Here is a 24,634-nt window from a genome sequence, read left to right as displayed (position 1 = left end):
TCATGGCGCAATTATATTTTTACTATTCTACGATGAATGCAGGTAAATCAACCCACCTGCTCCAGTCTTCATATAACTATCGTGAACGTGGTATGAAAACCCTACTGTTCACCGCTTCAATAGACGATAGGTTTGCCAAAGGAAAAGTATCATCTCGTCTTGGCATTCACGCTGAGGCCAGCTTATTCGATCAAGAAAGTGATATTTATTCGATAGTGTCACAGCAACATGAAACAGAAAATTTGAGCTGTGTACTTATCGATGAATCCCAATTCCTAACCAAAGCACAAGTGAAACAACTAACAGACATTGTCGACTACTTAAAAATCCCAGTATTGGCTTATGGTATTCGCACCGACTTTATGGGGGAAACTTTTGTTGGCAGTGCTGCACTATTAGCTTGGGCTGATAAATTAATTGAGCTTAAAACTATTTGTTTTTGCGGTAAGAAAGCGAACTTTGTTGTTCGAAAGAATGCCGACGGTGAAGTGGTTAAAGGCGGTGAACAAATTGAAGTGGGTGGCAACGAACGTTATGAGTCGTTATGTAGAACCCACTTTAAAGAACTTGCCTGGTAATAAGTAAAAGAATTCTACATTTATCCTAAGACATTGTTAGAAGTGCTGTGCTAGTATGCTTGTCCATAACAACCTTCTATTTATCAGATTAACTAAGAATAAGATTTAACCAATGAAAATCATCTCTTTTAATATAAATGGTCTGCGCGCTCGTCTTCACCAATTGCAAGCAGTAATAGACAAGCATCAACCAGACATTATTGGTTTACAAGAAATCAAAGTACACGATGAGGCTTTTCCATTAGAAGATGTTAAAGCTATGGGCTATCACGTTTATTTTCATGGTCAAAAAGCTCACTACGGCGTAGCAATGTTATGCAAAAAACCAGCAGAAGTAGTGACTAAAGGCTTCCCTACTGATACCGAAGAATCACAAAAGCGCATGATCATGGTGACGACAACTAATGATAAAGGTGAAAAAGTCACTGTGCTAAATGGTTATTTCCCTCAGGGTGACAACATCGCACATGAAACTAAGTTTCCTTACAAACGTCAGTTTTACAAAGATTTGATGCAGTACCTGAATGAACATCACACGCCTGAAGAAAATATCGTGGTCATGGGCGATATAAATATTTCACCAATTGACTTAGACATTGGAATTGGCGAGCCAAATCGCAAGCGCTGGTTGAAAACAGGTAAATGTAGCTTCCAACCGGAAGAGAGAGAATGGCTAGCCACCTTAATGGACTGGGGCTTTAAAGATACCTTCCGCGAATTACACCCAGAGCGAGAAGAGAGATATTCATGGTTTGATTATCGCTCTCGTGGTTTTGACGACAATCGTGGTCTACGAATAGATGTAGTATTAGCAACTGAGAAATTAGCTGCAACTTGTGTTGAGTCAGACATTGATTACGAATTACGTGGTATCGAAAAACCTTCTGATCATGCGCCAATTTGGTCAACTTTCTCATAAAGAGTTAACGCTTTAACAAGCTTTAGATATAATTAGGGGAGTATGCTCCCCTTTTTTGTTTTTATTCGCTTAATAATACTATTTGATAATGACTTTATACCACTGCCCTATTTGTCACACACCATTATCCCTTCAAGACTCGAGTTATCGTTGTGAAAAGAATCACAGCTTTGATAAAGCAAAAGAAGGCTATGTAAATTTGTTGCCTGTTCAATTTAAGCAATCAAAGCAACCAGGCGATAATAAGGCAATGGTAAATGCTCGTAGAGAGTTTCTAGAACAAGGCTATTACTTACCTCTTCAAGAACGAATTGTCGCCTTATTTACAGAATATTTAACCGACAATACCGCATTACTCGATGCTGGCTGCGGCGAAGGAAATTACACAGAGAAACTTACCGATTTAACATCAAATACTTATGGTGTGGACATTGCCAAAGAAGCGATAAAAAAAGCGGCAAAGAAATACAAGCAATGCCAATTTTCGGTAGCCACTTTGTCAAAGCTTCCTTTTGACGATAACACTTTTTCCGGACTACTTTCTGTTTACGCGCCAATATTAGAAGCAGAGTTTACCCGCGTTCTTCAAAAAGAAGGCATTCTTATCACAGTAACACCAGGTAAACAGCACCTTCATCAACTCAAAGCGCAAATATACAGACAAGCAACAGAGCATGATGAACAGCGAACTCCCATTGAAAATATGACACTTGTTCACCAAGAGAAAGTCAATTACGAGATGACCCTTACCAACGGACAAGCCGTTTTACAATTATTATCGATGACCCCTTTTGCTTTTAAAGCAACAAATGAAGTCAAAGAGTACTTATCTCAACAAGTATCTTTCGCTTGTCAAGCAGACTTTCTTATCAAGGTATATAAGAACTGTGTTAGTGAAGCGTAAACACCAGTACATATGATGGTGTTTACGTATTAAATAGTGGTGAGAATTAGTGGTGTTTTGCTTGTGAAAAGCTGACATTAAGCAGCTGCGCTAAGTCTAAATACCTTGGCTTTTGCACTGATAGTTTCATTTGACCGCCATTTTCATTAATTCTAGCGACCCCTTCTCTATACCAAGTTGATAACGATGGCGGCAGCAGTTTATCTGCTTTTGCTCCTAGCATAACCAACGCTTGCACCGGAATGCTCAACATAAAAACAGTGTAAACAATCGCCTGACTCAATAAATCCCAGCCACCAGCATATAGCTGCATGATAAACACAAACAGTGCAATTCCGGGAAGATATCGACAGACAAGTCGACTTACTTGAATAGCTCGATACTCAGCAAAATAATTTCCAAGCTCGGCTTGTTCTGGCCATAAAGATAAGTACTTTCGACCTAACTTGATCATTTCTACAACAGTCATATTCATAGGCCTTACACTACAACAACGATTATTAAAAAGATAGCACAAAGATGTAACCTAAACGAGAAATTGAACGGAATAATTTATAACGATAAATATCTGTTGAATTTTCTCCATTAACTCGACAATCTCATTACATACTAAAACAGGTGAATTAATATCAACTGAAAAAGTGAAAAACTTGCGTTTAATCAACTCCCTTTCATTTAAAATTGACTATACTTAGCCCTACTATTGAAAAAGTATAATCAATTGAAATGCAAGAAAATGTCTTAGTTATTAATTGCGGAAGTTCTTCCGTTAAATTTTCCCTGATCAACGCACAAACAGAACAGACGATGTTAACCGCATTAGCAGAGAAATTAACCTCTGATGAAGCGCAATTAACCATAAAGCATCAAGGAAATAAAATTACCCAAGCCATAGCATCACCTCATGAACACCAACAAGCTATTAATCAATTTGTACAATGGTTAGGTGATAACAATTGGTTATCGACAGTGGTAGCCGTTGGCCACCGTGTTGTGCATGGCGGAGAGAAGTATAGCCACCCGACATTAATCACCTCAGAAACTAAAGAAGAAATTAATGCGCTTAGCAAATTAGCTCCCCTTCATAACCCTGCTAATTTACAAGGCATTATTGCCGCTGAAACTGCATTTCCATCACTTTCACAAGTCGCTGTATTTGATACTGCATTTCATCAAAGCCTCCCACAAGAGTCTTATCTTTATGGCTTACCTTTTAAATTGTATAAAGAGTCTGCCATTCGTCGCTATGGCTTCCATGGTAGTAGCCATGAATATGTCAGCACAGAAGCCTCAAAGATATTAAATAAATCATCAGATGAAACACAGTTAATTACTGTTCACCTTGGGAATGGTTGCAGTATATCGGCAATTAACGGCGGTAAGAGTGTTGATACTAGCTTAGGTTTCACCCCGCTTGAAGGGCTAATTATGGGTACACGATGTGGTGATATTGATCCAAGTATCATCTTTTATTTGCATCAACAGGAAGGAATGTCTATCAAGGCCATCGAAGCTTTACTCAATAAGGAAAGTGGCTTGTTGGGTATTTCTGAGTTAAGTAATGATTGTCGAACCTTAGAGCAGGCTGCACAAGAAGGCAACGAAAAAGCAGCACTAGCACTTGAGATGTTTTCCCGTAAAGCAGCAAAAACCATAGCTTCCTTTTTAATTAATGTTGATCAACTCGATGCAATTGTATTTACCGGTGGTATCGGTGAAAACTCATCCTTTATTCGCAAAAAAATTATCGGGTATTTAGCTGCGCTACAAATCGATTTGAACCATCTAGCGAATGAAGAAACTATTCGAGGAAAACAAGGTACTATCGGCCAAAGCAGCCAAACTAAATGCCTCGTGATTCCAACCGATGAGGAAGCAGTCATCGCAAGGCACACGTTAGCCTTGATTAACAGCAAAAACCGAGGGCAACAATAATGGCAAGACGAATTATGTTAGTACCTGTAGGTTTCAATGTTGGGCTAACCAGCACAGCATTAGGTTTAGTTCATGCTTGCCAACAACAAGGCATGAATGTCGGCCACTTTAAGCCTATAACTCAACCTTCTAGAAACGTTATTTCCAATAAAAACAAGCCCATTAATTTTTCCGATAACGATAAGTTTATATCGCTTCAGCAAGTAGAACACCAAATGGCTGATGGCAAATTAGGTGTAGTATTAGAAGAGCTAGTCGCTAATTTTAATGCCTTTGAAAGCGAACAAGATGTGATATTTATTGAAGGGCTATTACCAACACAACGTCAACCTTACGCAAGTAGAATCAACGCCGAAGTTGCTAAAGCACTAAGTGCCGAAATAGTACTTATTGCAGCACCTGAAACCGACAATTTAGACGAATTTGAAGACCGAATTGATGTTAGTGCTAAGTTATTTGGCGGTATTAAAAGTAGAAAACTAATTGGCTGTATTATTAATAAGGTAAACGCACCTGATAGAGACGAAGAAGGTCTACTACCGCGAACAGAGCCTGACAAACCAAAGCAAGAAACAGATTGGCAAGCCATGCCTATCTTTAGCAATTCGAACTTCGATTTACTTGGTACTATTCCTTGGTCAATAAACTTAATTGCGCCTCGAGTTATTGATATTGCCGATTACTTGCAAGCCGAAGTACTGCACGCTGGAGATATGGCGCACCGCCGTATTAGAAGTGTCAGTTTTTGTGCGCGTACGGTAGGCAACTTGGTGAGCCATTTACAGCCAAGTAGACTTATCGTTACTCCTGGCGATCGTATTGATATCTTAATCGCAACTTGTTTGTCAGCCCTTAATGGTACAAAAGTCGGCGCAATATTATTAACCAACAGCTATAAGCCATCAGAAGATGTGATGTCTTTATGTCAGCAAGCATTTGAGACAGGCGTCCCTGTTCTCTCAGTTCCTTGGGACACATGGCAAACATCTAGACACTTGATGAATTTTAACCCTGAGCTACCTATAGATGATGACCAGCGCATCGGTAGGATCAAACAACATGTCACTGACCATGTAAGTAACGCTTGGCTAGCCTCTTTAGCGACACCGGCAAAAACTAACGAACATTTGTCACCACCAGCGTTTAGATATCAGTTAACAGAACAAGCACGTATCGCTAATAAGCTCATCATTTTACCTGAAGGCGAAGACGTTAGAACGATAAAAGCTGCAGCAATATGTGTTGAACGCGGCATAGCGAGGTGTCAACTATTAGGCTCTCCCGAACAAATACATTTGATCGCTGAACAACAAGGGATCAATTTACCTGATAATTTAATGATCACGGATCCTGAATTGATCCGCCAGAATTATATAAACCCATTGGTAGAAGCACGATCTCACAAGGGCATGACCGAGCTTAAAGCTGAACAAGAGTTATCAGATAATGTCATGCTAGCGACTATGATGCTGCAGCTTGGTCAAGTAGATGGTTTAGTGTCGGGAGCTGTTCACACCACCGCTAATACTATCCGCCCTGCTTTACAGATAGTAAAAACGAACCCTGAAAGTCCCCTTGTATCTTCAATATTTTTTATGCTATTGCCAGATCAAGTACTCGTTTATGGTGATTGTGCCATTAACCCAGATCCTAATGCTGAGCAACTTGCAGAAATAGCGATTCAATCGGCAGATTCTGCAAAGGCATTTGGTATTCCTCCACAAGTTGCCATGATCAGCTATAGCACAGGCAAATCTGGCAAAGGCAGCGATGTAGAAAAAGTTGCTAAAGCAACAGAACTGGTCAAAGCTAAACGCCCAGATATTGTCATTGATGGCCCTCTACAATATGACGCAGCAGTTATGGAAAACGTCGCCAGAAAGAAAGCGCCTGACAGCCCTGTTGCTGGTCACGCATCAGTATTTGTCTTTCCAGATCTTAATACCGGTAACACCACTTATAAAGCGGTACAACGTTCTGCTGATGTCATTAGTATTGGCCCTATGCTACAAGGTTTAAACAAACCTGTTAATGACTTATCCAGAGGTGCTTTAGTGGACGACATTGTCTACACCATAGCGCTTACTGCAATACAAGCAAAACAGTAAAGATCAAAATAACCTCACTATTTTCACGGATTATTAACGACTAAAATTGCAAAAATAGCAGCTTTAGTCGTTAATCTATTTAAGTTCCGCTGTAAATCATTTTTTTTATTCCTGTGAATAAAAACCAAAGGTGACAAAAAACATACAGTACAAATTACCTTTATAAAACATACACATAACTATTTAAACCAAGGTTTCTCACAAAGATATCCACAACTTTTGTGGATATTCACAAGGTAACAAGCCGTGCTTAATTAATAGTAAAAAGGATCTTTTTCCTTAATTAACCACAATTTTGCCCAGTTATAGCGCTAATTCTTAATAAATTTACCATTATTTAATTTTTCTTATTGACAACCCAACGCTTTTACCAATGTTTATTGAAGCATTCAACAATGCAGTAATGACAGCTGAGTCCGATTCAAAGGTAGAGTTAATGTCTGCAACAGGTTAGTATAAAGACACCTATTATCGTTTCTTAACATAGCCACTACGCTATTTCACTAGAGGGAAAAATGAAAAAGCTTACCTTAAAAAGGCTTGAAGAAAATTTTACTATCCATAGCTTACCCCCTGAAAGTAAAGTTCCTGAAGCGGTGTTTTCTGCTCCTATTTATTTCATGGCCAAAACCTATGAAGAAGTGTCAATTGTCTTACCTAGTAACATTGACATTGCCAGTGATGACAGCGAACCAGACTGGTTAGCACTCGAAGTTATTGGCCCTTTGGATTTTACCTTAACTGGTATTTTGTCCAATATATCAACGGTATTGGCAAATGAAAAAATTAGCATTTTCGCTATTTCAACTTTTGATACCGATTACATCCTAGTAAAATCAAACACTATAGATAGTGCAGTTGATGCATTAAGAAAAAACCAATATCAAGTAATTTAATATGACAACAATTTACGGCATTAAAAACTGTGACACAGTTAAAAAAGCACGCAAGTGGCTAGACAACCAAGGTATTTCTTACGAGTTTCACGACTTTCGTGAACAAGGCTTAAACGAGGCATTGTTAAACCAGTTTGTTTCACTAAGTGACTGGTCGCAGTTAATGAACAAGCGCAGTACCACTTTCCGTCAGTTGCCTGAAGATCTAAAAGCATCAATGACAGATCAGCAAGCATTTGAACAGGTTATGCAACAACCTACATTAATAAAACGCCCTGTTCTACTTCACGGCGAGCAATTGTTTGTCGGCTTTAAAGACTCTCAATACCAAGAGATATTTAGCTAATGAGCAAAACAACCGAAGTTGTTAACCTAGCATGTGAATTAATTGCTCGTGTATCTGTGACGCCTGAAGATGCAGGGTGTCAGGATTTAATGGCTGATCGATTATCTGCATTGGGTTTTCATCAAGAGACCTTAGTGTTCGAAGACACGACAAATATGTGGTGTCGAAAAGGCAAAGAAGCACCTGTATTTTGCTTTGCTGGTCACACAGATGTTGTGCCTGCAGGCAACTTAGAATTGTGGAAAACACCACCTTTTGAGCCCGTAATTAAAGATGGTATCTTATATGGTCGTGGCGCTTCTGATATGAAAGGCAGTCTTGCGGCAATGGTCATTGCCACAGAACGCTTTGTTAAAGACTACCCTGATCACAAGGGCTCTATTGCTTTTCTGATAACCAGTGATGAAGAAGGCCCATTTATTAATGGTACAACTCGGGTTATCGATACCCTTGAAGCTAGGCGTGAAAAAATAGATTACTGTATCGTCGGTGAACCATCAAGCACCACTGACGTAGGTGATGTCGTTAAGAATGGGCGTCGAGGCTCTATTTCAGGCGAACTTGAAATATTCGGCAAGCAAGGCCACGTAGCTTATCCAGAGCATGTGGTAAATCCTATCCACCAAGCAATGCCAGCCTTAGCTGAGCTAGCGCAAACCCACTGGGACCATGGCAACGAGTACTTTCCACCAACCAGCTTTCAGTTATCAAACATTCAATCTGGTACCGGCGCAACTAATGTTGTTCCGGGGCACTTACACGCATGGTTCAACTTGCGCTACAGTACCGAGCTTACCGATCAGAAAATCGTTGATAAAGTCAACGCGATATTAACTGAGCATCAACTTGATTACGATATCAAATGGACATACAACGGTAAGCCATTTATTACCGAACCCGGAGATCTGGTAAACGCTGTCGAAAACGCAATTTCTGAAGTAACAAAGCGCTCAACAACTTTATCAACGTCTGGTGGCACTTCTGATGGTCGCTTTATCGCGCCAACAGGCGCACAAGTTATTGAGTTAGGACTAAGCAACGAAACCATTCATCAAGTCAATGAATGTGTTAAGTGCGAAGACCTCGATACGTTGACAGATATCTACTATCAATCGTTAGTTAATTTGTTAGCGCCTTAATTTGCTTATACGCCAATTGTAGAGAGAATCGAATCATTCAAATGAACATCGCGCAACTTATTGGTAAAGACACATCGCACTTAGCTGAACTGCCATGTAAAAACCTGCTTCACCAAGAAGTAGTTTCACCATGGACTTCCCTACAAGAGGCAGCTAAAGCAGCAGGCTTTACTTTAACGATAGCTAGTAGTTTTCGTTCATTTGAACGTCAGCAAGTTATTTTTAACGAAAAGCTGAAAGGGTTAAGGAAAGTGAGTGATATTAACGGCTCACCTATTGATTTAGATAGCCTTAGCGACGAAGAAAAGCTGCACGCAGTCATGTTATTTTCAGCTCTTCCTGGTGCTAGTCGTCATCATTGGGGAACGGAAATTGATGTGTTTGACCCAAACTTGCTTGCAGAGGGGGAACGCCTGCAATTAGAGCCTTGGGAATATCAAGAAGGTGGCCCTTTTTATGAACTCAGTGGTTGGCTAAAACGGCACGCTAGCGACTATGGTTTTTATTTCCCATATGACAAATTTAGGGGCGGCGTTGCGCACGAGCCTTGGCATATCTCTTTTTTTCCAATTGCTAGTCAATGTATGGCAAAATTAACGCCTAAAGCTTACATAGCGGCGTTAGCGAATAACGACCTTTCGCTTCAAGCCTTAATCACTCACCATATTGAAACGCTATGGCAGCAATACGTGGTGAATGTCGGAGAACCTCCTCGTGGATAACTGGATAATTATTGTCGTTTTTGTTGTATTTGCCTTAGTGATTATCGGTAACTTTAGTACCGTTAGACGCAACGCGAAAACACCAATGCGTAAAAAGAGCTTAAACGATTTAGAAGAAACCCTGCCTAGAACAAACAAAAAGGCACAGAAAATGGATACGTTTTCGAAAAAGTAACATTAGAGCAGCTTAGGTTGCTCTTTTTATTTTTTAAGGTTGATTTTCTTCCAACTCAGCCAACAACACTTCTCGCTGAGAGTAGCTAGGAATACTTATCCAAAGCACAAAATAAAGTATTAGACCAAAACCAAACAACGCTGAGATAAGAAACACGAATTGAAGTCCATTTAGGTTTAAATGATAGTAATCTGCCAAACCGCGTAAGGTGCCAGACACCAAACCATGCTTAGCTTTAGTTAGCACTTTAATATCTGATGACAAACTTTCTTCCCTTTTATTCATCAATTGCTGTCGTTATTTAATAGTGATTAAACTGACAAAGCTGCAATAGCATCACTTATCGAATGAAAGTGAATTTTAGTTAAGCAAGTTTCTGCTTTCGAAAACTCATGGGCTTGAATAAGCTTTGTAAGCTCTGCTATCGACAATTCTTTGCCTAATGATGTGTAGGAAACGTTTGTCCCTTGATCAATCACTACGGTAAAAATAACACCATTTGAATCCACCAAGATATCTTCATCGCTAAATATCATAGGTGCAAGTTCTTCGACAAGCGCCTTCTCTGACGAGAAATACATCAGTTCATTTTCACCAGCTAGCTTAAATATACTAGGCCACTTAATCATTAGGTTTCAATTCATTAGAGCAGGTGCAATAATTAATTTAATCATTAACCAAATTTTAATAGAAACCAACATCTTATTTGTAACTACATTTGTATTATCATCGGTAAATGAAGCTTCCGTTATAGTGTTTGCATTAATTGAATAAAATTGCCGCAAGTGTCATCGAGTACGGCAATTTTAACTGTACCTGCCTCTTTAGGCGGCATAGAAAACTCAACGCCCAAAGCCGTTAACCGTTTAAACTCCTCGTCTATATCATCAACAGAAAAAGCAGTATAAGGAATTCCTGCTTCTTTTAACGCCTGCTGATATTGCTTAGCGGGCTCAAAGGCCATCGGCTCCAACAATAATTCGACACCAGATTGCTCTGCTGCCGAGACAACCGTTAACCACTTGTGTTCACCTACAGGCACTTCTGTTTTCTTTACAAATCCCAACACACGTGTATAAAAGTCTAATGCTTTATCTTGGTCGTCTACTGGGACACTCGTTAAGTCAATTTTTATCATTGCACTACAAATCTCATATTTGTTTAAACTCTATATAGCTTACACAAGCTTACCTTATTAAACTTATTCTAGATTGCTTTTGTGTAGTTGTTGAAACTCTCTAGGTGAGAGACTAGTGCACTTTTTAAATGTTGAAGAAAATGAAGGTAAGCTCTGGTAGCCAACAGCTAAACACACTTGAGTAATAGCAACGCCTTTCTTGAGAAGCTCTTTTGCTTTCGCTATACGTATGTCACGCAAATATATTCTGGGCGTTACGCCATACATACGCTGGAACATCCTTACATAATGAAATCGAGACATAAATGCCTCTTTAGCAAGATCGTCTAACGCTATTTTCTCGCCATAATACTTTTCCATAAATGCTTTTGATTGACGCACATGAATATAGTGCTCAGCTCGCAAAGGGTCTTCTCGTTGTAGCCGATCAATTTCTTGTTCAAAATAAGATAATTCTTTATTGTTCATAACAAGTATCGCTCAGGCTCACCAGAAAACACCTTGCACTAAGCACTTTAATTAACAGCCCTGTTCAAACTGCCCTTTTAAATCACAGGGCGTTTACAGCTTGGTCTCGCATTCGCTTGAAAATGAGAATCAGCTTTAGGTAGATTTTCTGATAAATCTGCAATTCGAGTTTTATTGGAAGGGTGTGTAGACAAAAACTCCAACGGCTGAGCACCACCTTGCTTGGCCATATTTTGCCAAAGCTTGATGGCTGCTGCTGGTTTAAAACCCGACTTAGCCATAAGGTTTTGACCAACAATATCCGCTTCTGATTCATGCGTGCGGCTATATGGCATTAAAAAGCCATACTGCGCAATAGCCAAACCTGCCATCATGTATAGTTCTTTGTTTTCAACGCCTTGGCTAGTAAGCAATGCATCCCCAGCTGCCGCGCCAATTTGCGTTAACTGGTTTGAAGACATGCGCTCATTTGAATGGCTTTCTATTACATGTGCAACTTCATGACCCATGATTGCCGCTAACTGATCTTGATCAGAAGCCACTTTTAGAATGCCCGTATAGACGCCAATTTTACCACCGGGCAAGGCAAAGGCATTGACTTGTTTAGAGTCAAAAACAACCACTTCCCATGTTCCTGAATGAGCAGATTTAGGCACATTTTTAGTAATGGCATTGGCGACACACTGAACATAGCGATTAATTTTAGGGTCGGTGGCAATTTTTTCTTTTTTCTTAAGCTCTTCAAATGACTGAGCTCCCATCGCACTTAGCTCTGAGTTGGAAAACAAAGTAATTTGACTTCTTCCTGTAGACGAAGTGCTACACCCCATAACTGTCGCTGCGGCAACTAACGCCAAAATCGTTTTTTTCATGTAGAGTCCCTATTAATATCTATTCTCTGGACCATTTCAGTCCCAATAAGTAAATTGTAGAAAAATCTAATAAAAACATCGACTCATTAATTGAAAATTTCACTTAATTTTAATGACACGCCAAAACAAAGCATTAACTAAGTACCACTTAACTGGCCTTTGTCTAAGGTGAAACTAAACTCAGTACCACGGCCTAATGCGCTTTTAACGCGGATTTCGGTTTGTAACAACTCAAGTAATTTTCGGGTTATTGCCAAACCTAAACCAGTATGTTTACCACCTTCATTAATCGCATTGCTGGCGCGATAACGGGTATCAAAAATATAGGACAACTCTTCTTGTTTAATACCCGTCCCGGTATCTTTAACTGACAGTTGGCAGCGAGTTTGCGACACTTCGTCAATCACTAAGGTAATGTCACCACCACTGGGTGTATGGCGAATAGCATTCTCAATAAGATTGGTTAACACGCGTTCTAACTTAGCAATATCACTATAAATTACAACATCACTAGAGGCAGGATCGATAGCAATATTGATGTGTTTTTGTTTTGCCGTCAGTGAAAATTTAGCGATAACATCATAAAGCAATTCAGCCAAATTAAAGTTTTCTAAATTAAGAGATACCTGACCACCTTCTAAATGCGCCAATTCAAAGATTTGATCAATAAGTTGCTTTAACTGTTTGGCATTTTTTAGAGACGTTTCAATACAAGCTTGTTGTTCTTTAACTGACAATTTATCGGCGCCTAAAGAAAGCGTTTCGATGTAGCCTTGCAGCGCAGCTAACGGTGTTCGCAAATCGTGAGAGATATCAGCGAGTAGTTCGCGTCGATTGACATCAGCCTCTTTTAACTGCTTTAACTGTAAATGAATTTGTATCGCCATTTGCTGAAAGACTTCACCTAACAAATGCACTTCATTAAAGGTGTTTTTTTGCCAGCTTGTTAACTCAACTTTAGAGGTATCAAAGCCAGCTTCTTTCAATTTTCGCATGTCTTTGTTTAACAGCCTAAGAGGCTTTGTAAAATAGGCAAACAAGCCAAGCATCACGGCAAAGAGAAACACAACTGCCGCTACAAGTAACATCATAGATAGCTTAGCTTGATGACTTAACTGAGGGCGATTATAAGCAGATTCGTATTGCTCACCAGCAACAATGACATAAAGGTACCCTTGAAGCCTATCTTTGTTATAAACAGGCGCTGCTGAAAACACTTTTTGTCGTGAAGCGTTTTTAGGATCGTCACCATAAATAGGCAATGCTTGTTTGCCATCAATAATGGCTAACAAAGGTTGCAAATCAACCCTATCCCGCTTTATAAATTCTGGCTTTATCGAATGAGTAAGAATATTGCCATTGGGATCTAGTAAGTAAAATTCGAATGCTGGACCTAACACCATGAGCGTATGAAACAAGTTTTTCAATGCTTCATAATCATAAACACCTTGTTTTAACACAGGGTTATCACTTGCTAAATTCTCCGCTAGCTTGAGGTGAAGGTGCTGTTCAGACTCATACCTAGCTTGTAGTTCTAGTTGCTGAGCCCAATAGTAAAAAACGACAAAAATGGCGATAAAAACGGCGAGTAAAGAAAGCGATAAACGTTGATATAAGCTGAGTTTCACTATGCAACTCCTTCGGAGCAAAATTTATAACCTACGCCCCAAACCGTTTGTACGATTTCAGGTTTAGCAGCATTGCGTTCCACTTTGCTGCGCAAGCGATTAATATGAGAATTTACCGTATGTTCGTAACCGGTATGATGATAGCCCCACACAGAGCTCAATAGCTGTTCGCGAGAGAATACTTGTTCGGGATGTGAGGCGAGAAAAAATAACAAATCAAATTCAGTGGAGGTAAGCTCTAACTCTTTACCTTCAAGTACTGTTTTATGGGTAAGGGAATCAATGTGTAAGCGACCTAATGACAAATGCTGTTCGGGCTGTTGCTGTTGCATACATTTGTATTGCTGTTCTCTTAAAATGTGAACACGCCTTAGTAAACTGCGGACTCTTGCCTGTAATTCTCTAATGCTAAATGGCTTGCCCATATAGTCGTCAGCGCCAAGCTCTAGTCCTAATACGCGATCTATTTCAGCATCTCGTGAAGTCAGCATTAAGATAGCTTGCTCTGGGTTTGACTCTCTTACCAAACGGCACACATCGAGCCCAGACATGCCAGGAAGCATAATATCTAAAACAAGTAAATCCACCTCTTCATGGTGGTAAGCGTCCATAGCTTCTTCCCCAGTAGCATAATGAGACACCTGTAATGAAAGTTCTTGTAGGTGTAGTTGAATCAGTTTTGCAATATCGTGATCATCTTCGACAAGCAGCACTTTATCCATATTATTTCTCCAGCATGAAACCAAATAGGCCGGAAAATAAATAAGGAAACGCGGCAACTCAATCGCTGCCGCAGCTGTCAATGGCGATGATTATTGCGTACGTGAAATTTCTACTTTCAACGTAGGGTTATCAAATCTATGCTCTTGCATAAGCACAGACATTGTTAAGCCATCATCTTGCGTTACAACCCCAGGGTGCATGGCGACAAAGTTCACGTCGTCTCTCTCGGCGTTAAACCCCTCTCCCGTGCCACCACTAGCAGGCCCTGGTATACTGGCCATTGACTCAGTATTTTTTTCCGTTCCTGCGTCATAAGACACAGTCATCAAGGAAATACTTTCACCAACGGCTAAATTTGTTATATCAATAGCATTTAAACCAGTAAACGCATCGTTAGTATTTACCAGCATTGTCGCCATTGAAAGCTTCATTGGCATCATGTCTGTAATATCGACACTGATAGTCTCGGCCATACCAGGCATCAACATGCCTGCACCACCTTGCGAAGCGAGTGCAACCGATAAACCTAATATTCCTGAGTTGTCACCACTTTCAGCTAGATTTTCTAGTTCCGCTGACGCCTCAGCACCTACTTGCCACAGTTGACCTTCATCATGAAGCAATACCGCAATCGGTGACATTGGCTGTGCTAAAGTCAAATTAGTGATTGTAACTTCATAGGTATATGTTACCGGCGTAGGCATCGGCATTGGGTCGTCCATCATATCCATACTTGAATTGTTATCGCTACCACCACAACCAGCGAGTATTAGCGCAGGAACAACCATTAACGGTGTTAATTTTTTAATTAATGTAGTCATGGCAAACTCCTAGTTAACAACAATAGTCACTTTAGCTACCGGGTTTAACCAACGATGAACAGTGTTGTCTAAATCACTTTTACCGCCCATGTCGTCATCGTCACCTAAGTTGCCACGGTGTACATGAATGTAGCCATGCTCAGCTGCTGCGGTAACGCCTGTGCCGCCCGTTCCTGAACCACCTGGCGATGCTGGAATTCCCGGAGTACCAGCCGCGCCGCCACCATTTACGATTTCATCATTAGCTTCTGTGCCAGCATCATATGCGTTCAAATGAATATGGTAAGTACCTGGTTCAGTTGGGATCATCCAACTATTTAAGCCGACAAAGCCGTCGTTTGTTGGAAGCATCATAGCAGCAAGTGATAAGTAGTTATTACCATCAGATGTATCGATAGAGGTCATTGTTGACATTGCTGGTGCTAATAAGCCCGGAACAGGATCTCTTTGAATATTTGCCCCTGCGTTCATAAGAATACTTTCTAAACCATCAAGCATACCTCCTTCAGCCATCGCTTGTAGTTCAGGTGAAGCGGCTTGACCAATTTGATAAAGAGACGCATCACCGTTATGAGCAGCAACAATAATAGGAGTAAAGTAAATACCTTGAGTTAAGTTAGTTACGGTTATGTCCACCTGAGCAGCGTTGCTAGTCATGGCAGCTGAGGCAAGTGCAACACCTGCAAATAGAGTATTAAGTTTCATAAGTATTCCTTTTTCATCGTTGTTTAAGTTTGAAACACGAGCTGATTATGAAAAAGAAATCTCGCAAGCTATTCACGAATAAATCACAAAATTATCACAATTGTCATACGTGAATTTTATGAAATTTTTTTTGAATTCTACCGTTCAAGGAAGTTTCAGCAGGGGTAAAATTGACGAATAACAGCATCTACACTGTTGTTTTTATTATGGTTTACCTAGGTACTATCAAGGTAGTTTTATCTTTCGCTACCCCATGAATATCATTAGCATTAAAGCCCAAAGTAACATGAAAATCTTTATTTTTTAGTAATAAATTTTGACGATAAAACTGGCCATCACTTGAGGTAGCAACAACAAAGTAGCAGGTATCATCCCCTCGACTGACTTTCCCTAACCCATGTAAAGACACACGAATGCTTTGCTGACTAAGTTGTAGAGGTTTGCCTAAACCTTGGTATTCAGGCGGACTAACTAAAGTTAAATGAAAAACACCATGATCACGCGCAGATTGTCGACGGCGGTATTCAGAAAACTCTTCACCTAAAATGTCATTTAGCTCTGTTAGATAAGGCTGTAAGCTTGCTTTCGATACTATTGCGCCAATATATTGATTGCCTTTATTGTCCGTTAACAGTTTTGGGGTGATGACGATATGTTGGCTTTGCAAGCCCAATTGTTCTTCTTTCGCTATAGCTTGCAGCGCTTTAGCGTGAGATTTAGGAATGTTGATTTTATTTTCTTGCCCTTCAAAAGCGGCCGCTAGAGTACCTTGAGGTAAAACACTTATCGCTAAGCCCGCAATCATTACATATCCCTTTACATTCAACATATTTAAATTCATCAACCAGCCTGTTAAATTTTACATTATACTTAAATTAGTTAAGTTAGCCTCACACCTTGAATTTGGCAGAGGCGCATTAATGTTACTGAGTCATTAGAAACTGAGTATTCTTATTCGTTCAACAATTCATTATTAAAAAGGCAGTAAATGAAGCTTTGGTTTAGTCCCAACTTATTTAACAATATCGCTATCAGTGTTTCGGAATATCGCTGGACACTGGTAGGTTGGAGTCTATTTGCCTTTTTAATGTTTGCCCTTTTACAAGGAAACATCAGCCAAACAACACCTGAATCATTAATTTGGCTGGCAATATTTATTTTGTTCTTTGCATTACAAGCGTTAGTACTTGCGGCTTTTATTTTTTTCTTTCAAGTATTGCCATCTTCAAAAGTAAAAGACAAACAATTGCAAAAATTCTATAAGTCAGTGGAGTGGTGCGAGGCGGCAATCTTTGGGTTTATACTTCCCGTCCCCACACTACTGTTTATCTACGCATTCCTGTCTATTTGACCCATTAAATTTGGCGCTGCTTTTGGGCGTAAGTTCCAAGACTAAAGAAAATAAAGACAATCAAAGGAACAATATACGCATTAGGTATTTTGCCTAATTGTTCAGCCAGTAAACCTGTCAGCCAAACGGTTGCTAACCCATATCCAAACGCGCACACCACCACAAAGGCCAAGGTACGTACAACGAAGTGTTGTTTTCTAAACATGTGCTTTATAGCACCATTAATATCATTACCAAATAACACCAATAATGTTGCGATAATGGCTAAGGCCGCTTGGTATTGATAGGGGCGAAACATTGCGCCTATTTCAGCTAGCCACTCCATTTACACCTCAATTCCATGTGATTTTAACAGCGCTAACATTTGCTCTTCTGTTAATACTTCAACACCTAACGATTGGGCTTTAGTTAATTTAGAACCTGCTTTTTCACCAGCAACTAAGTAGTGAGTTTTAGCTGAAACACTACCGGAAACCTTAGCACCTAATGATTGCAGGTGCCCTTTCGCTTCAGTTCTGCCCATTTGCGACAATGTCCCAGTTAAAACGAATGTTTGGTCTTTTAACGGTTGCTCATCTGAAGATTTCACTTCAATTGCTGGCCACGACATAATACTTTCTAACTTGGTAACCACCTCAATATTATGAGGCTGAGCAAAAAATTGGATAATATTCTTAGCAACTACTTCGCCAACATCAGGCACTTCTTGTAACGCCTCGACATTTGCCGCTTTAATATTGTCAAAAGTTAAAAAGTGTTGTGATAGGTTTGCCGCGGTAGCTTCACCTACCTCTCGTATACCTAAGGCATAAACAAACTTTGCGAGTGTTGTTGTCTTAGCAGAATCTAATGCGGCGATCAGATTACTTGCTGATTTTTGCCCCATGCGCTCCATAGTGCTTACATTTAACTCTGTTAGTTGGAATAAATCCGCTGGTGTTTCGATCAGCTTTTCATCCACTAACTGTTCAACTAACTTGTCACCAAGGCCGTCTATATCAATCGCTTTACGCGAAGCAAAATGCTTAATGGCCTCTTTTCGTTGTGCTCCACAATATAAGCCACCAGTACAACGAATAACAGCTTCGCCCTCTTCTCTGTGAACATCTGAATCACATACTGGGCAAGAAGTAGGAAATTCTATATCAACCGCATCATCAGGTCTTTTATCGAGCACAACGGAAACAATTTGTGGGATAACATCACCAGCGCGACGAATAACAACGGTATCTTTAACTTTTACGCCCAAACGCTCTATTTCATCCTGATTGTGCAGTGTTGCGTTACTGACAGTTACACCACCAACAAATACTGGTTTTAAGCGCGCTACAGGAGTAATAGCGCCTGTTCTTCCTACTTGAAATTCAACATCTTCTAACAGGGTTAACTCTTCTTGCGCTGGAAATTTATAAGCCGTTGCCCAACGAGGTGCGCGTGCCACAAACCCTAGTTTCTCTTGAAGCGCTATGCTATCAACTTTAAATACCGTACCGTCTATTTCATAAGGAAGCGCATCGCGGCGCGTTAGAATATCTTGGTAGAATACGTCAACTTCTTCACTTGACGACAAGGTTTTAACCTCTGGACACATAGGCAAGCCTAAACCTTTTAACTGCACCAAGCGATCATAGTGAGAGTCACTCAGCCAACCTGTATTCTGGCCTTCGCCATATTCCACATAACCTAAGCTATATGCATAAAAAGCAAGATTTCTCGAGGCGGTAATTTTTGAGTCTAACTGACGCAAACTACCTGCTGCTGCATTTCTTGGGTTGGCAAATACCTTTTCACCTTTTTGTATAGCCTTTTCATTAAGCTGCTCAAAACTTGCTTTTGGCATAAAGACTTCACCGCGCACTTCAAGGATCGCAGGATAATCTTCGCCTACAAGTTTTAGAGGAATAGATTTAATCGTTCGAATATTTTCTGTGATATTTTCACCGGTAGTACCATCACCACGAGTAGCTGCTTGAATAAGAACACCATTTTCATAACGCAAACTTACCGCAAGGCCATCTAGTTTAGGCTCGGCACAAAAGACAAGGTCACTATTGTCTTTTAATCGATCTTTGATTCGCTCAACAAAGGCAAGCCATTCATCTTCAGAAAAAACGTTATCAAGCGACAGCATTGGTACTTGGTGAGTTACTTGGGTAAAGCTTTTAAGCGCTTCCCCCCCCACCTTTTGACTCGGAGAATCAATCGATTTAAGTTCAGGAAACTCTTTTTCTAGACCAATTAATTCACGCATCCGTCTGTCATACTCTGCATCAGGAACCGTCGGTTCGTCTAACACATAGTACTGGTGGTTATATCGATTGATTTGCTCTTTTAATTGAGCAACTTGCTGCTCGGCTTGTTGTTTATTCATTTTTATAACACTGAAGTAAAAATAAGCCTCGAATGAGGCTTATGTATTAAATATTGGATTACGCTGTTGCGATACGATGCCTGCGTTCAAATTCTCTAATTCTGCTTTGGTAATGTTGCTCTGTTTGCTTGGTCATTACACTGCGTTTGTCATCAAGCAGTTGCGCATTAAATTCAAGTGCTAATTGCTTTGCTGCTTGCATCATATTCTCAAAGACACTAAAAGGATCTGCGGCATTAGGTAATGTCATAAACAAAGTTAGACCTTGCGTGGCAAAGCTTTCAATTTCATCTAAGTCAAACGTACCTGGGTTCATCATATTTGCCAAACTAAAAGTGACTTTACCATTACCAGCATTGTCTTCATGACGGTGGAAAATGTTCATCTCGCCATAACGAAGGCCAAGCGTAAGAAGGGTTGGCAACAAAGCAGCACCGGCTATTGTTCCACCTTCTGGCATAACAACCGATACCACGATAACTTCAGGATCAATCTCTGGCTTATTGTCTTCAATGCTATCAGTAGCCGACATAGAGGGCATATCATCTTCAACGGCAGCGTCGCCAAAATTCATTTCCATTTGGTTACGTTTAAGTTTATCGGTAACCGTTTGTTTTACTGAGCGCTTACGCTTTGGTTTAGGCTTTGATACAGGCTCACTATAAACAGCTGTTTCTTCAACTTCTTCATGCAGATGCTCTGGTTGTTGCATCTCCACTTGTTCTTGCTCAGGTGCAACTTCAGAGGTTTGCACTGGTGGAGGCGTATCATCTAATGGTGGCTGCTCAGCGATATCGCTTAAATCTCCCATAGAAATATCTAACGCAGGTTCTTTTTTCTCTTCGCTAGTTAAGTCCGTTGGTAGCGGCTCTTCTGCGTAATCAGGTGCTGGCGCTGGCTCTTGTGGGATCTCTTCTTCCGTCAACCCACTAACAACTCTTACTTTTCCTACACCATCTTGGTCAAAGCCTTGCGTATCGAAACCTCGTTCGATTGGGTCGATTTTTTCATTTTTAGCTTTTAATTTATACGGGTTTTTATTTTTTCTAATCGTCCAAAAACCGTGAACGAAAATCGCCGCAATAACAACTGCGCTGATTATAATTAATGCGTTTCTAAAATTATCTTCCATCATCTAGCCTTTATTATCACACTTCAGCCATGGACAATGCTTCGTCTATATCCACTTCTACTAATCTGGATACGCCCGGTTCAAACATGGTAACTCCGGATAAATGAGCCGCCATTTCCATCGCTATTTTATTATGACTAATGTATATAAACTGTACTGTTTGCGACATTTCGTCGACAAGCTTACAAAACCTTTCTACGTTTGCATCATCAAGTGGCGCGTCCACTTCGTCAAGCATACAAAACGGTGCTGGGTTTAGTCTAAAAATTGCAAATACCAAAGATAACGCGGTTAACGCTTTTTCTCCACCTGATAATAAATGAATACTGGTATTTTTTTTACCCGGCGGTCTCGCCATAATAGTTACACCAGTAGACAGCATGTCGTCTTCAGTTAGCGCTAAATAAGCACTGCCGCCACCGAAAACCTTGGGAAATAGCCCTTGCAAGTCTTCATTAATAATATCAAAGGTATTTTTAAAGGTTACTCTTGTTTCTTTGTCTATTTTTTCTATCGCTGATTCTAACGTTGTAATCGCGATATTTAAATCCTGATTTTGCGAATCTAAGTAATTTTTTCGTTCTAACGCCTGCTGATATTCATCTATTGCTGCTAAATTAATCGCTCCTAAGCCATCGAGTTGCTTTTTCAACAGCAATTGCTTTTGAGACCAATGAGCTTCGTTAGCTTTTTCGTCTAAATGCTCCAGTACAGTTTCAACCGTCATTCCTGTTTGCGCTAAATTCTCTAGCTCATGTTCAGCTTTTAACTGAGCATTTTCAAACGCAAGTTGCGCCTTGGTCAATTTATCTTTTAATCTCGTTAATGCTTCGACCAAATTCGATTGATTTTGTTCCTGCAAAGTAATTTTTTCTAATGCTACTTTATTTTCTTGATGAAACTGACTGAGGTGTTGCTCCGTTGCTGCTAATACACCTTGTTTAACCGCTAACGCTTCCTTTCGCTGTTCTAGTGAAATCACGCCTTGTTCAACTTTATCCTTTAACTGCTGTAATTGCTGGTTAAACACTTGGACATTGACTTGAGAAGAGTTGACGTTTTGCTCAGCAAGTTTAAGTTCAGTGCTAAGTCTCTCTTCATCAAGTTCGGCTTTGTGTAAGCTTTCTTTAATTTTACTTTTAGATTCAAATAACGCGTTTATTTTTTCACTATAGCTATCTAATTGTCTTCTTAAAGCCAGCTCATCGGGAAAATCACTGCTCGCTTTAGGCATTACCAGTAGCGATAACTCTTTCTCTACATTTTCCAATGCTTGCTGACATAGAGACTCTTGTTCTTTAGCCGACGCTATCTGGCTATCTATTAATTGACGCTGTTGCTCGCTTTTTTTTATCTCTGCTTCACGCTGCGAAATAGTCGTTTTAAATCGCTGCAGCTTGCTTGAGAGAGCCCCCATTAATTCTTGTTGCTCAACTAATTGCAACTGGCATTGGCGCTCTTTATCTTTAGCTTCAAGCATCGCTCTGTCGAGTGTCGATATTTCCTCAATCAATAACTGATGTTGTTTTTGTAAATCAATTCTTACTTTGTGCGCTGAAGAAGAAGCACTCGTCCCTTTAGATAAGAAAGCACCGTTTAGCCATAGCCCTTGTCGACAAATAACCGAGGTATCCTCTGTAGGCTCTTTCTCCATTAAAGATTGATACTTTTCAAAAGACTTTTGCGGATCTTCAGCCACTTGGATTTGATTAAAAAATGCCGTTAGTCCATGTTCACCTTTTACTTTTTCGGCTAATGTTCCTGCCTTCGGTTGAATTGAGTTAACTTGAAAAGGACTGGTTCTCCAAAATAAATGACCGTTTTTAACTTGGCTTAAGCAATTTTCGGCGTCCGCCAAATCATCAACAACAAAGCTATCAGCAAACTGTGCCAATACAGTTTCTACCGCTAGTTGCCACCCCTCTTCAACATCTAAAAGTTCTAATAATGGTGTTATTTGAATATTACCAACACGCAAAGAGGCTTCTAACTCAGATTGTTCGCTTTCAGCATCCCTAAGCAACTTTTCTATTGAATGCTTTTGTTCTTCTTTTACCTTTAATTTAGCCACTATCTCGTGGTTAATGAGTTTTTGTTGTTGTTCTTTTTCTTGTAATGCTTGCAATGCTAACTGTGCGTTTTGGAAATCATTTTCAACGGCTTCGCTTTCAGATAACAATGTTTTTAAAGGTAGCTCAGCATTATCTTTATCGACACTCTCGAGATTAAAGTCACCTTCTTCAGAACTAGATCCAGAGTTTGTCTCAGATACAAAGGTATCCAGCCTTTTTAATAACGCTAGATAGTGTTGGTTTAACTGCTCTGCTTGGCTCATGAGCTGCTGTTTTTTGCCATTAAGGTTCGCTAAAGTCTGCTGGTAAATTTGTTGCTGATTAAGTTCTGTCGACTTTTCCCGTTGAACAGTTTGCCACTGGTCATTTAACAGTTTGGATTCTTGTTGGTATTGTTTCAGAGCTTGTTCTATGTCGTCTAATTCGGCAGATTTAGCTTGCTTCTCTGGGCAGTTTAATTGCTTCTGTTGTGTTAAATTCGTAATTAAACTCTGCTGAGCTAAAAGCGATGTTTGCGCATTTTCAAGCTGCTTCGCTGCTAGTGCTTTTTCTTCAATATCGGAATGATAACTTTGAGACTGGAAAGCAACTTGCTGCTCTAGTTTTGCCACTTCACCAGCAACCACAACTTGATCCTGCTGCATTTTTTGCAATTGTTCACTCGCATATTGAGTCGTTTTTTTCGCGGCGGCCACTTCTGTAGAGAGTATGCTTAGCGCTTGCTCCTTGCTCGAAATCTCCTGCTCAAGCTTGTCTATCTGCTCTTGTTTATCAGAAGCATGCTGAGCTAGCTTTTGACCTTTAATTACCGCCAACTCTGCGCGCACAGTTCGCTCTTGTGCTTTTAAAGACTTAAACCGTTTCGCAGCTTCTGCCTGACCAAACAGTTTTTCTAATTGATTTTGCAGCTCATGACGAATATCGGAAAGTCGCTCTAAGTTTTCACGAGTATGACGAATGCGATTTTCCGTCTCTCTTCTACGCTCTTTAAATTTAGAAATTCCAGCGGCTTCTTCAATAAACACTCTAAGCTCTTGCGGCTTAGACTCTATTAAACGTGAAATTGTGCCTTGTTCAATAATGGCGTAACTTCGCGGGCCTAATCCAGTACCAAGGAAGATATCAGTGATGTCTTTACGTCGACATTTGCTGCCGTTTAAGTAATAAGTATTTTGACTTTCTCGATTGACCACGCGGCGAATAGAAATCTGCTGACGGTCAGCTAAAGTACCTGAAAATTGGTCGTTTGTTTTTTCGAAAACGAGTTCAACACTTGCTTGCCCCACGGGCTTTCTTGATTTAGCGCCATTAAAAATAACATCAGTCATGGAATCGCCACGTAAATGCTTCGCAGAGCTTTCCCCTAACACCCAACGAACCGCATCGATAATATTTGACTTGCCACAACCGTTGGGACCAACGATTGCCGTCATATCGTGCTTAAATTCTACCTTTGTCGGTTCGACAAAAGATTTAAAGCCAGCAAGTTTTACATAGGATAAGCGCATTTAGGCGATAACAAAGAAACGTTATTTTTAAAATTTACTCTACCAGACTTTATGAGAATTTGTCACACTTGCTACAGTTAACAGATTTTTAAATAACCTAACTGGTTATCCTGCGTACAAAAG

The 24,634-nt window shown here is 40.1% G+C and carries 26 protein-coding genes; 11 read left to right on the top strand and 15 right to left on the bottom strand.

Going from position 1 to position 24,634, the window contains the following annotated elements:
- The first annotated feature begins 2 nt into the window (after nucleotides 1-2).
- The 3 genes from ACOB80_RS04740 to rlmA all read left to right on the top strand — a co-directional run bounded on the left by ACOB80_RS04740 (nucleotide 3) and on the right by rlmA (nucleotide 2,401).
- Entirely contained in the window at nucleotides 3-578 is a 576-nt protein-coding gene (locus ACOB80_RS04740; protein WP_473164655.1) for a thymidine kinase, read from the top strand.
- A gap of 112 nt (nucleotides 579-690) precedes the next feature.
- On the top strand, nucleotides 691-1,497 hold the full coding sequence (gene xthA, locus ACOB80_RS04735) for an exodeoxyribonuclease III (protein ID WP_473164654.1): 807 nt from the start codon (nucleotides 691-693) through the stop codon (nucleotides 1,495-1,497).
- A gap of 88 nt (nucleotides 1,498-1,585) precedes the next feature.
- Complete coding sequence (rlmA, locus tag ACOB80_RS04730) at nucleotides 1,586-2,401, top strand: 23S rRNA (guanine(745)-N(1))-methyltransferase (protein ID WP_473164653.1); 816 nt, start codon at nucleotides 1,586-1,588, stop codon at nucleotides 2,399-2,401.
- 46 nt (nucleotides 2,402-2,447) lie between these two features.
- Here the strand turns inward: rlmA and yfbV are convergent, their stop codons facing one another.
- Nucleotides 2,448-2,870, bottom strand: a complete 423-nt coding sequence (gene yfbV, locus ACOB80_RS04725; RefSeq protein ID WP_473164652.1) for a terminus macrodomain insulation protein YfbV — start codon at nucleotides 2,868-2,870, stop codon at nucleotides 2,448-2,450.
- Nucleotides 2,871-3,127: 257 nt separating this feature from the next.
- On the opposite strand from yfbV, the gene ACOB80_RS04720 reads away from it, so the two are divergent.
- The 7 genes from ACOB80_RS04720 (at nucleotide 3,128) to ACOB80_RS04690 (ending at nucleotide 9,722) form a co-directional block, all read left to right on the top strand.
- Nucleotides 3,128-4,336 (top strand): acetate/propionate family kinase, encoded by a 1,209-nt coding sequence (locus tag ACOB80_RS04720; RefSeq protein WP_473164651.1) that lies wholly within the window; start codon nucleotides 3,128-3,130, stop codon nucleotides 4,334-4,336.
- Nucleotides 4,336-6,444, top strand: coding sequence for a phosphate acetyltransferase (gene pta / locus ACOB80_RS04715; protein WP_473164650.1), 2,109 nt, complete (start codon nucleotides 4,336-4,338; stop codon nucleotides 6,442-6,444). Before ACOB80_RS04720 ends, pta begins: the two co-directional genes overlap by 1 nt.
- 515 nt (nucleotides 6,445-6,959) lie before the next feature.
- Nucleotides 6,960-7,340, top strand: a complete 381-nt coding sequence (locus tag ACOB80_RS04710; RefSeq protein WP_473164649.1) for an ACT domain-containing protein — start codon at nucleotides 6,960-6,962, stop codon at nucleotides 7,338-7,340.
- A gap of 1 nt (nucleotide 7,341) precedes the next feature.
- Nucleotides 7,342-7,686: an ArsC family reductase gene (locus tag ACOB80_RS04705; protein ID WP_473164648.1), complete on the top strand. Its 345-nt coding sequence runs from the start codon at nucleotides 7,342-7,344 to the stop codon at nucleotides 7,684-7,686.
- The gene (gene dapE / locus ACOB80_RS04700; protein ID WP_473164647.1) at nucleotides 7,686-8,825 is read left to right on the top strand and encodes a succinyl-diaminopimelate desuccinylase; all 1,140 of its coding nucleotides are present in this window, start codon (nucleotides 7,686-7,688) and stop codon (nucleotides 8,823-8,825) included. The genes ACOB80_RS04705 and dapE overlap by 1 nt, the downstream gene beginning before the upstream one ends.
- A gap of 41 nt (nucleotides 8,826-8,866) precedes the next feature.
- Nucleotides 8,867-9,547 (top strand): M15 family metallopeptidase, encoded by a 681-nt coding sequence (locus ACOB80_RS04695; protein WP_473164646.1) that lies wholly within the window; start codon nucleotides 8,867-8,869, stop codon nucleotides 9,545-9,547.
- Nucleotides 9,540-9,722, top strand: coding sequence for a hypothetical protein (locus tag ACOB80_RS04690; RefSeq protein ID WP_473164645.1), 183 nt, complete (start codon nucleotides 9,540-9,542; stop codon nucleotides 9,720-9,722). The genes ACOB80_RS04695 and ACOB80_RS04690 overlap by 8 nt, the downstream gene beginning before the upstream one ends.
- Before the next feature lie 33 nt (nucleotides 9,723-9,755).
- Here ACOB80_RS04690 and ACOB80_RS04685 read toward each other — a convergent pair whose 3' ends face one another.
- The 10 genes from ACOB80_RS04685 to ACOB80_RS04640 all read right to left on the bottom strand — a co-directional run bounded on the left by ACOB80_RS04685 (nucleotide 9,756) and on the right by ACOB80_RS04640 (nucleotide 16,906).
- Nucleotides 9,756-10,007, bottom strand: a complete 252-nt coding sequence (locus ACOB80_RS04685) for a PspC domain-containing protein (RefSeq protein WP_473164644.1) — start codon at nucleotides 10,005-10,007, stop codon at nucleotides 9,756-9,758.
- A gap of 26 nt (nucleotides 10,008-10,033) precedes the next feature.
- Nucleotides 10,034-10,351, bottom strand: a complete 318-nt coding sequence (locus ACOB80_RS04680) for a DUF4144 family protein (RefSeq protein ID WP_473164643.1) — start codon at nucleotides 10,349-10,351, stop codon at nucleotides 10,034-10,036.
- 119 nt (nucleotides 10,352-10,470) lie between these two features.
- Nucleotides 10,471-10,860, bottom strand: coding sequence for a VOC family protein (locus tag ACOB80_RS04675; protein WP_473164642.1), 390 nt, complete (start codon nucleotides 10,858-10,860; stop codon nucleotides 10,471-10,473).
- 63 nt (nucleotides 10,861-10,923) lie between these two features.
- On the bottom strand, nucleotides 10,924-11,328 hold the full coding sequence (locus tag ACOB80_RS04670; RefSeq protein WP_473164641.1) for a helix-turn-helix domain-containing protein: 405 nt from the start codon (nucleotides 11,326-11,328) through the stop codon (nucleotides 10,924-10,926).
- A gap of 77 nt (nucleotides 11,329-11,405) precedes the next feature.
- Entirely contained in the window at nucleotides 11,406-12,200 is a 795-nt protein-coding gene (locus ACOB80_RS04665; RefSeq protein WP_473164640.1) for a M48 family metallopeptidase, read from the bottom strand.
- A gap of 137 nt (nucleotides 12,201-12,337) precedes the next feature.
- A complete protein-coding gene (locus tag ACOB80_RS04660; protein WP_473164639.1) occupies nucleotides 12,338-13,828 on the bottom strand; it encodes a sensor histidine kinase in 1,491 nt (496 codons plus the stop codon).
- Entirely contained in the window at nucleotides 13,828-14,550 is a 723-nt protein-coding gene (locus ACOB80_RS04655; protein WP_473164638.1) for a winged helix-turn-helix domain-containing protein, read from the bottom strand. Before ACOB80_RS04655 ends, ACOB80_RS04660 begins: the two co-directional genes overlap by 1 nt.
- Nucleotides 14,551-14,640: 90 nt before the next feature.
- Nucleotides 14,641-15,372 (bottom strand): spondin domain-containing protein, encoded by a 732-nt coding sequence (locus ACOB80_RS04650; protein WP_473164637.1) that lies wholly within the window; start codon nucleotides 15,370-15,372, stop codon nucleotides 14,641-14,643.
- A 9-nt stretch (nucleotides 15,373-15,381) separates the two neighbouring features.
- The gene (locus tag ACOB80_RS04645) at nucleotides 15,382-16,077 is read right to left on the bottom strand and encodes a spondin domain-containing protein (RefSeq protein WP_473164636.1); all 696 of its coding nucleotides are present in this window, start codon (nucleotides 16,075-16,077) and stop codon (nucleotides 15,382-15,384) included.
- 211 nt (nucleotides 16,078-16,288) lie between these two features.
- Nucleotides 16,289-16,906: a hypothetical protein gene (locus ACOB80_RS04640; RefSeq protein ID WP_473164635.1), complete on the bottom strand. Its 618-nt coding sequence runs from the start codon at nucleotides 16,904-16,906 to the stop codon at nucleotides 16,289-16,291.
- A gap of 159 nt (nucleotides 16,907-17,065) precedes the next feature.
- On the opposite strand from ACOB80_RS04640, the gene ACOB80_RS04635 reads away from it, so the two are divergent.
- Nucleotides 17,066-17,428 (top strand): hypothetical protein, encoded by a 363-nt coding sequence (locus tag ACOB80_RS04635; RefSeq protein WP_473164634.1) that lies wholly within the window; start codon nucleotides 17,066-17,068, stop codon nucleotides 17,426-17,428.
- Nucleotides 17,429-17,432: 4 nt separating this feature from the next.
- Here ACOB80_RS04635 and ACOB80_RS04630 read toward each other — a convergent pair whose 3' ends face one another.
- The 4 genes from ACOB80_RS04630 to smc are packed head-to-tail and all read right to left on the bottom strand — an operon-like array spanning nucleotide 17,433 to nucleotide 24,511.
- Nucleotides 17,433-17,753 (bottom strand): DUF3392 domain-containing protein, encoded by a 321-nt coding sequence (locus ACOB80_RS04630; protein ID WP_473164633.1) that lies wholly within the window; start codon nucleotides 17,751-17,753, stop codon nucleotides 17,433-17,435.
- On the bottom strand, nucleotides 17,754-19,799 hold the full coding sequence (ligA, locus tag ACOB80_RS04625) for an NAD-dependent DNA ligase LigA (protein ID WP_473164632.1): 2,046 nt from the start codon (nucleotides 19,797-19,799) through the stop codon (nucleotides 17,754-17,756). It lies immediately after the preceding gene.
- Between the two features lie 58 nt (nucleotides 19,800-19,857).
- Nucleotides 19,858-20,931, bottom strand: a complete 1,074-nt coding sequence (zipA, locus tag ACOB80_RS04620) for a cell division protein ZipA (RefSeq protein WP_473164631.1) — start codon at nucleotides 20,929-20,931, stop codon at nucleotides 19,858-19,860.
- Nucleotides 20,932-20,947: 16 nt separating this feature from the next.
- A complete protein-coding gene (gene smc / locus ACOB80_RS04615; protein ID WP_473164630.1) occupies nucleotides 20,948-24,511 on the bottom strand; it encodes a chromosome segregation protein SMC in 3,564 nt (1,187 codons plus the stop codon).
- Nucleotides 24,512-24,634: the final 123 nt, after the last annotated feature.

This window comes from Thalassotalea coralli (assembly GCF_055786205.1).
Note: the sequence above shows the minus strand (reverse complement) of the source record. Positions and strands in the feature narration are given on the sequence as shown.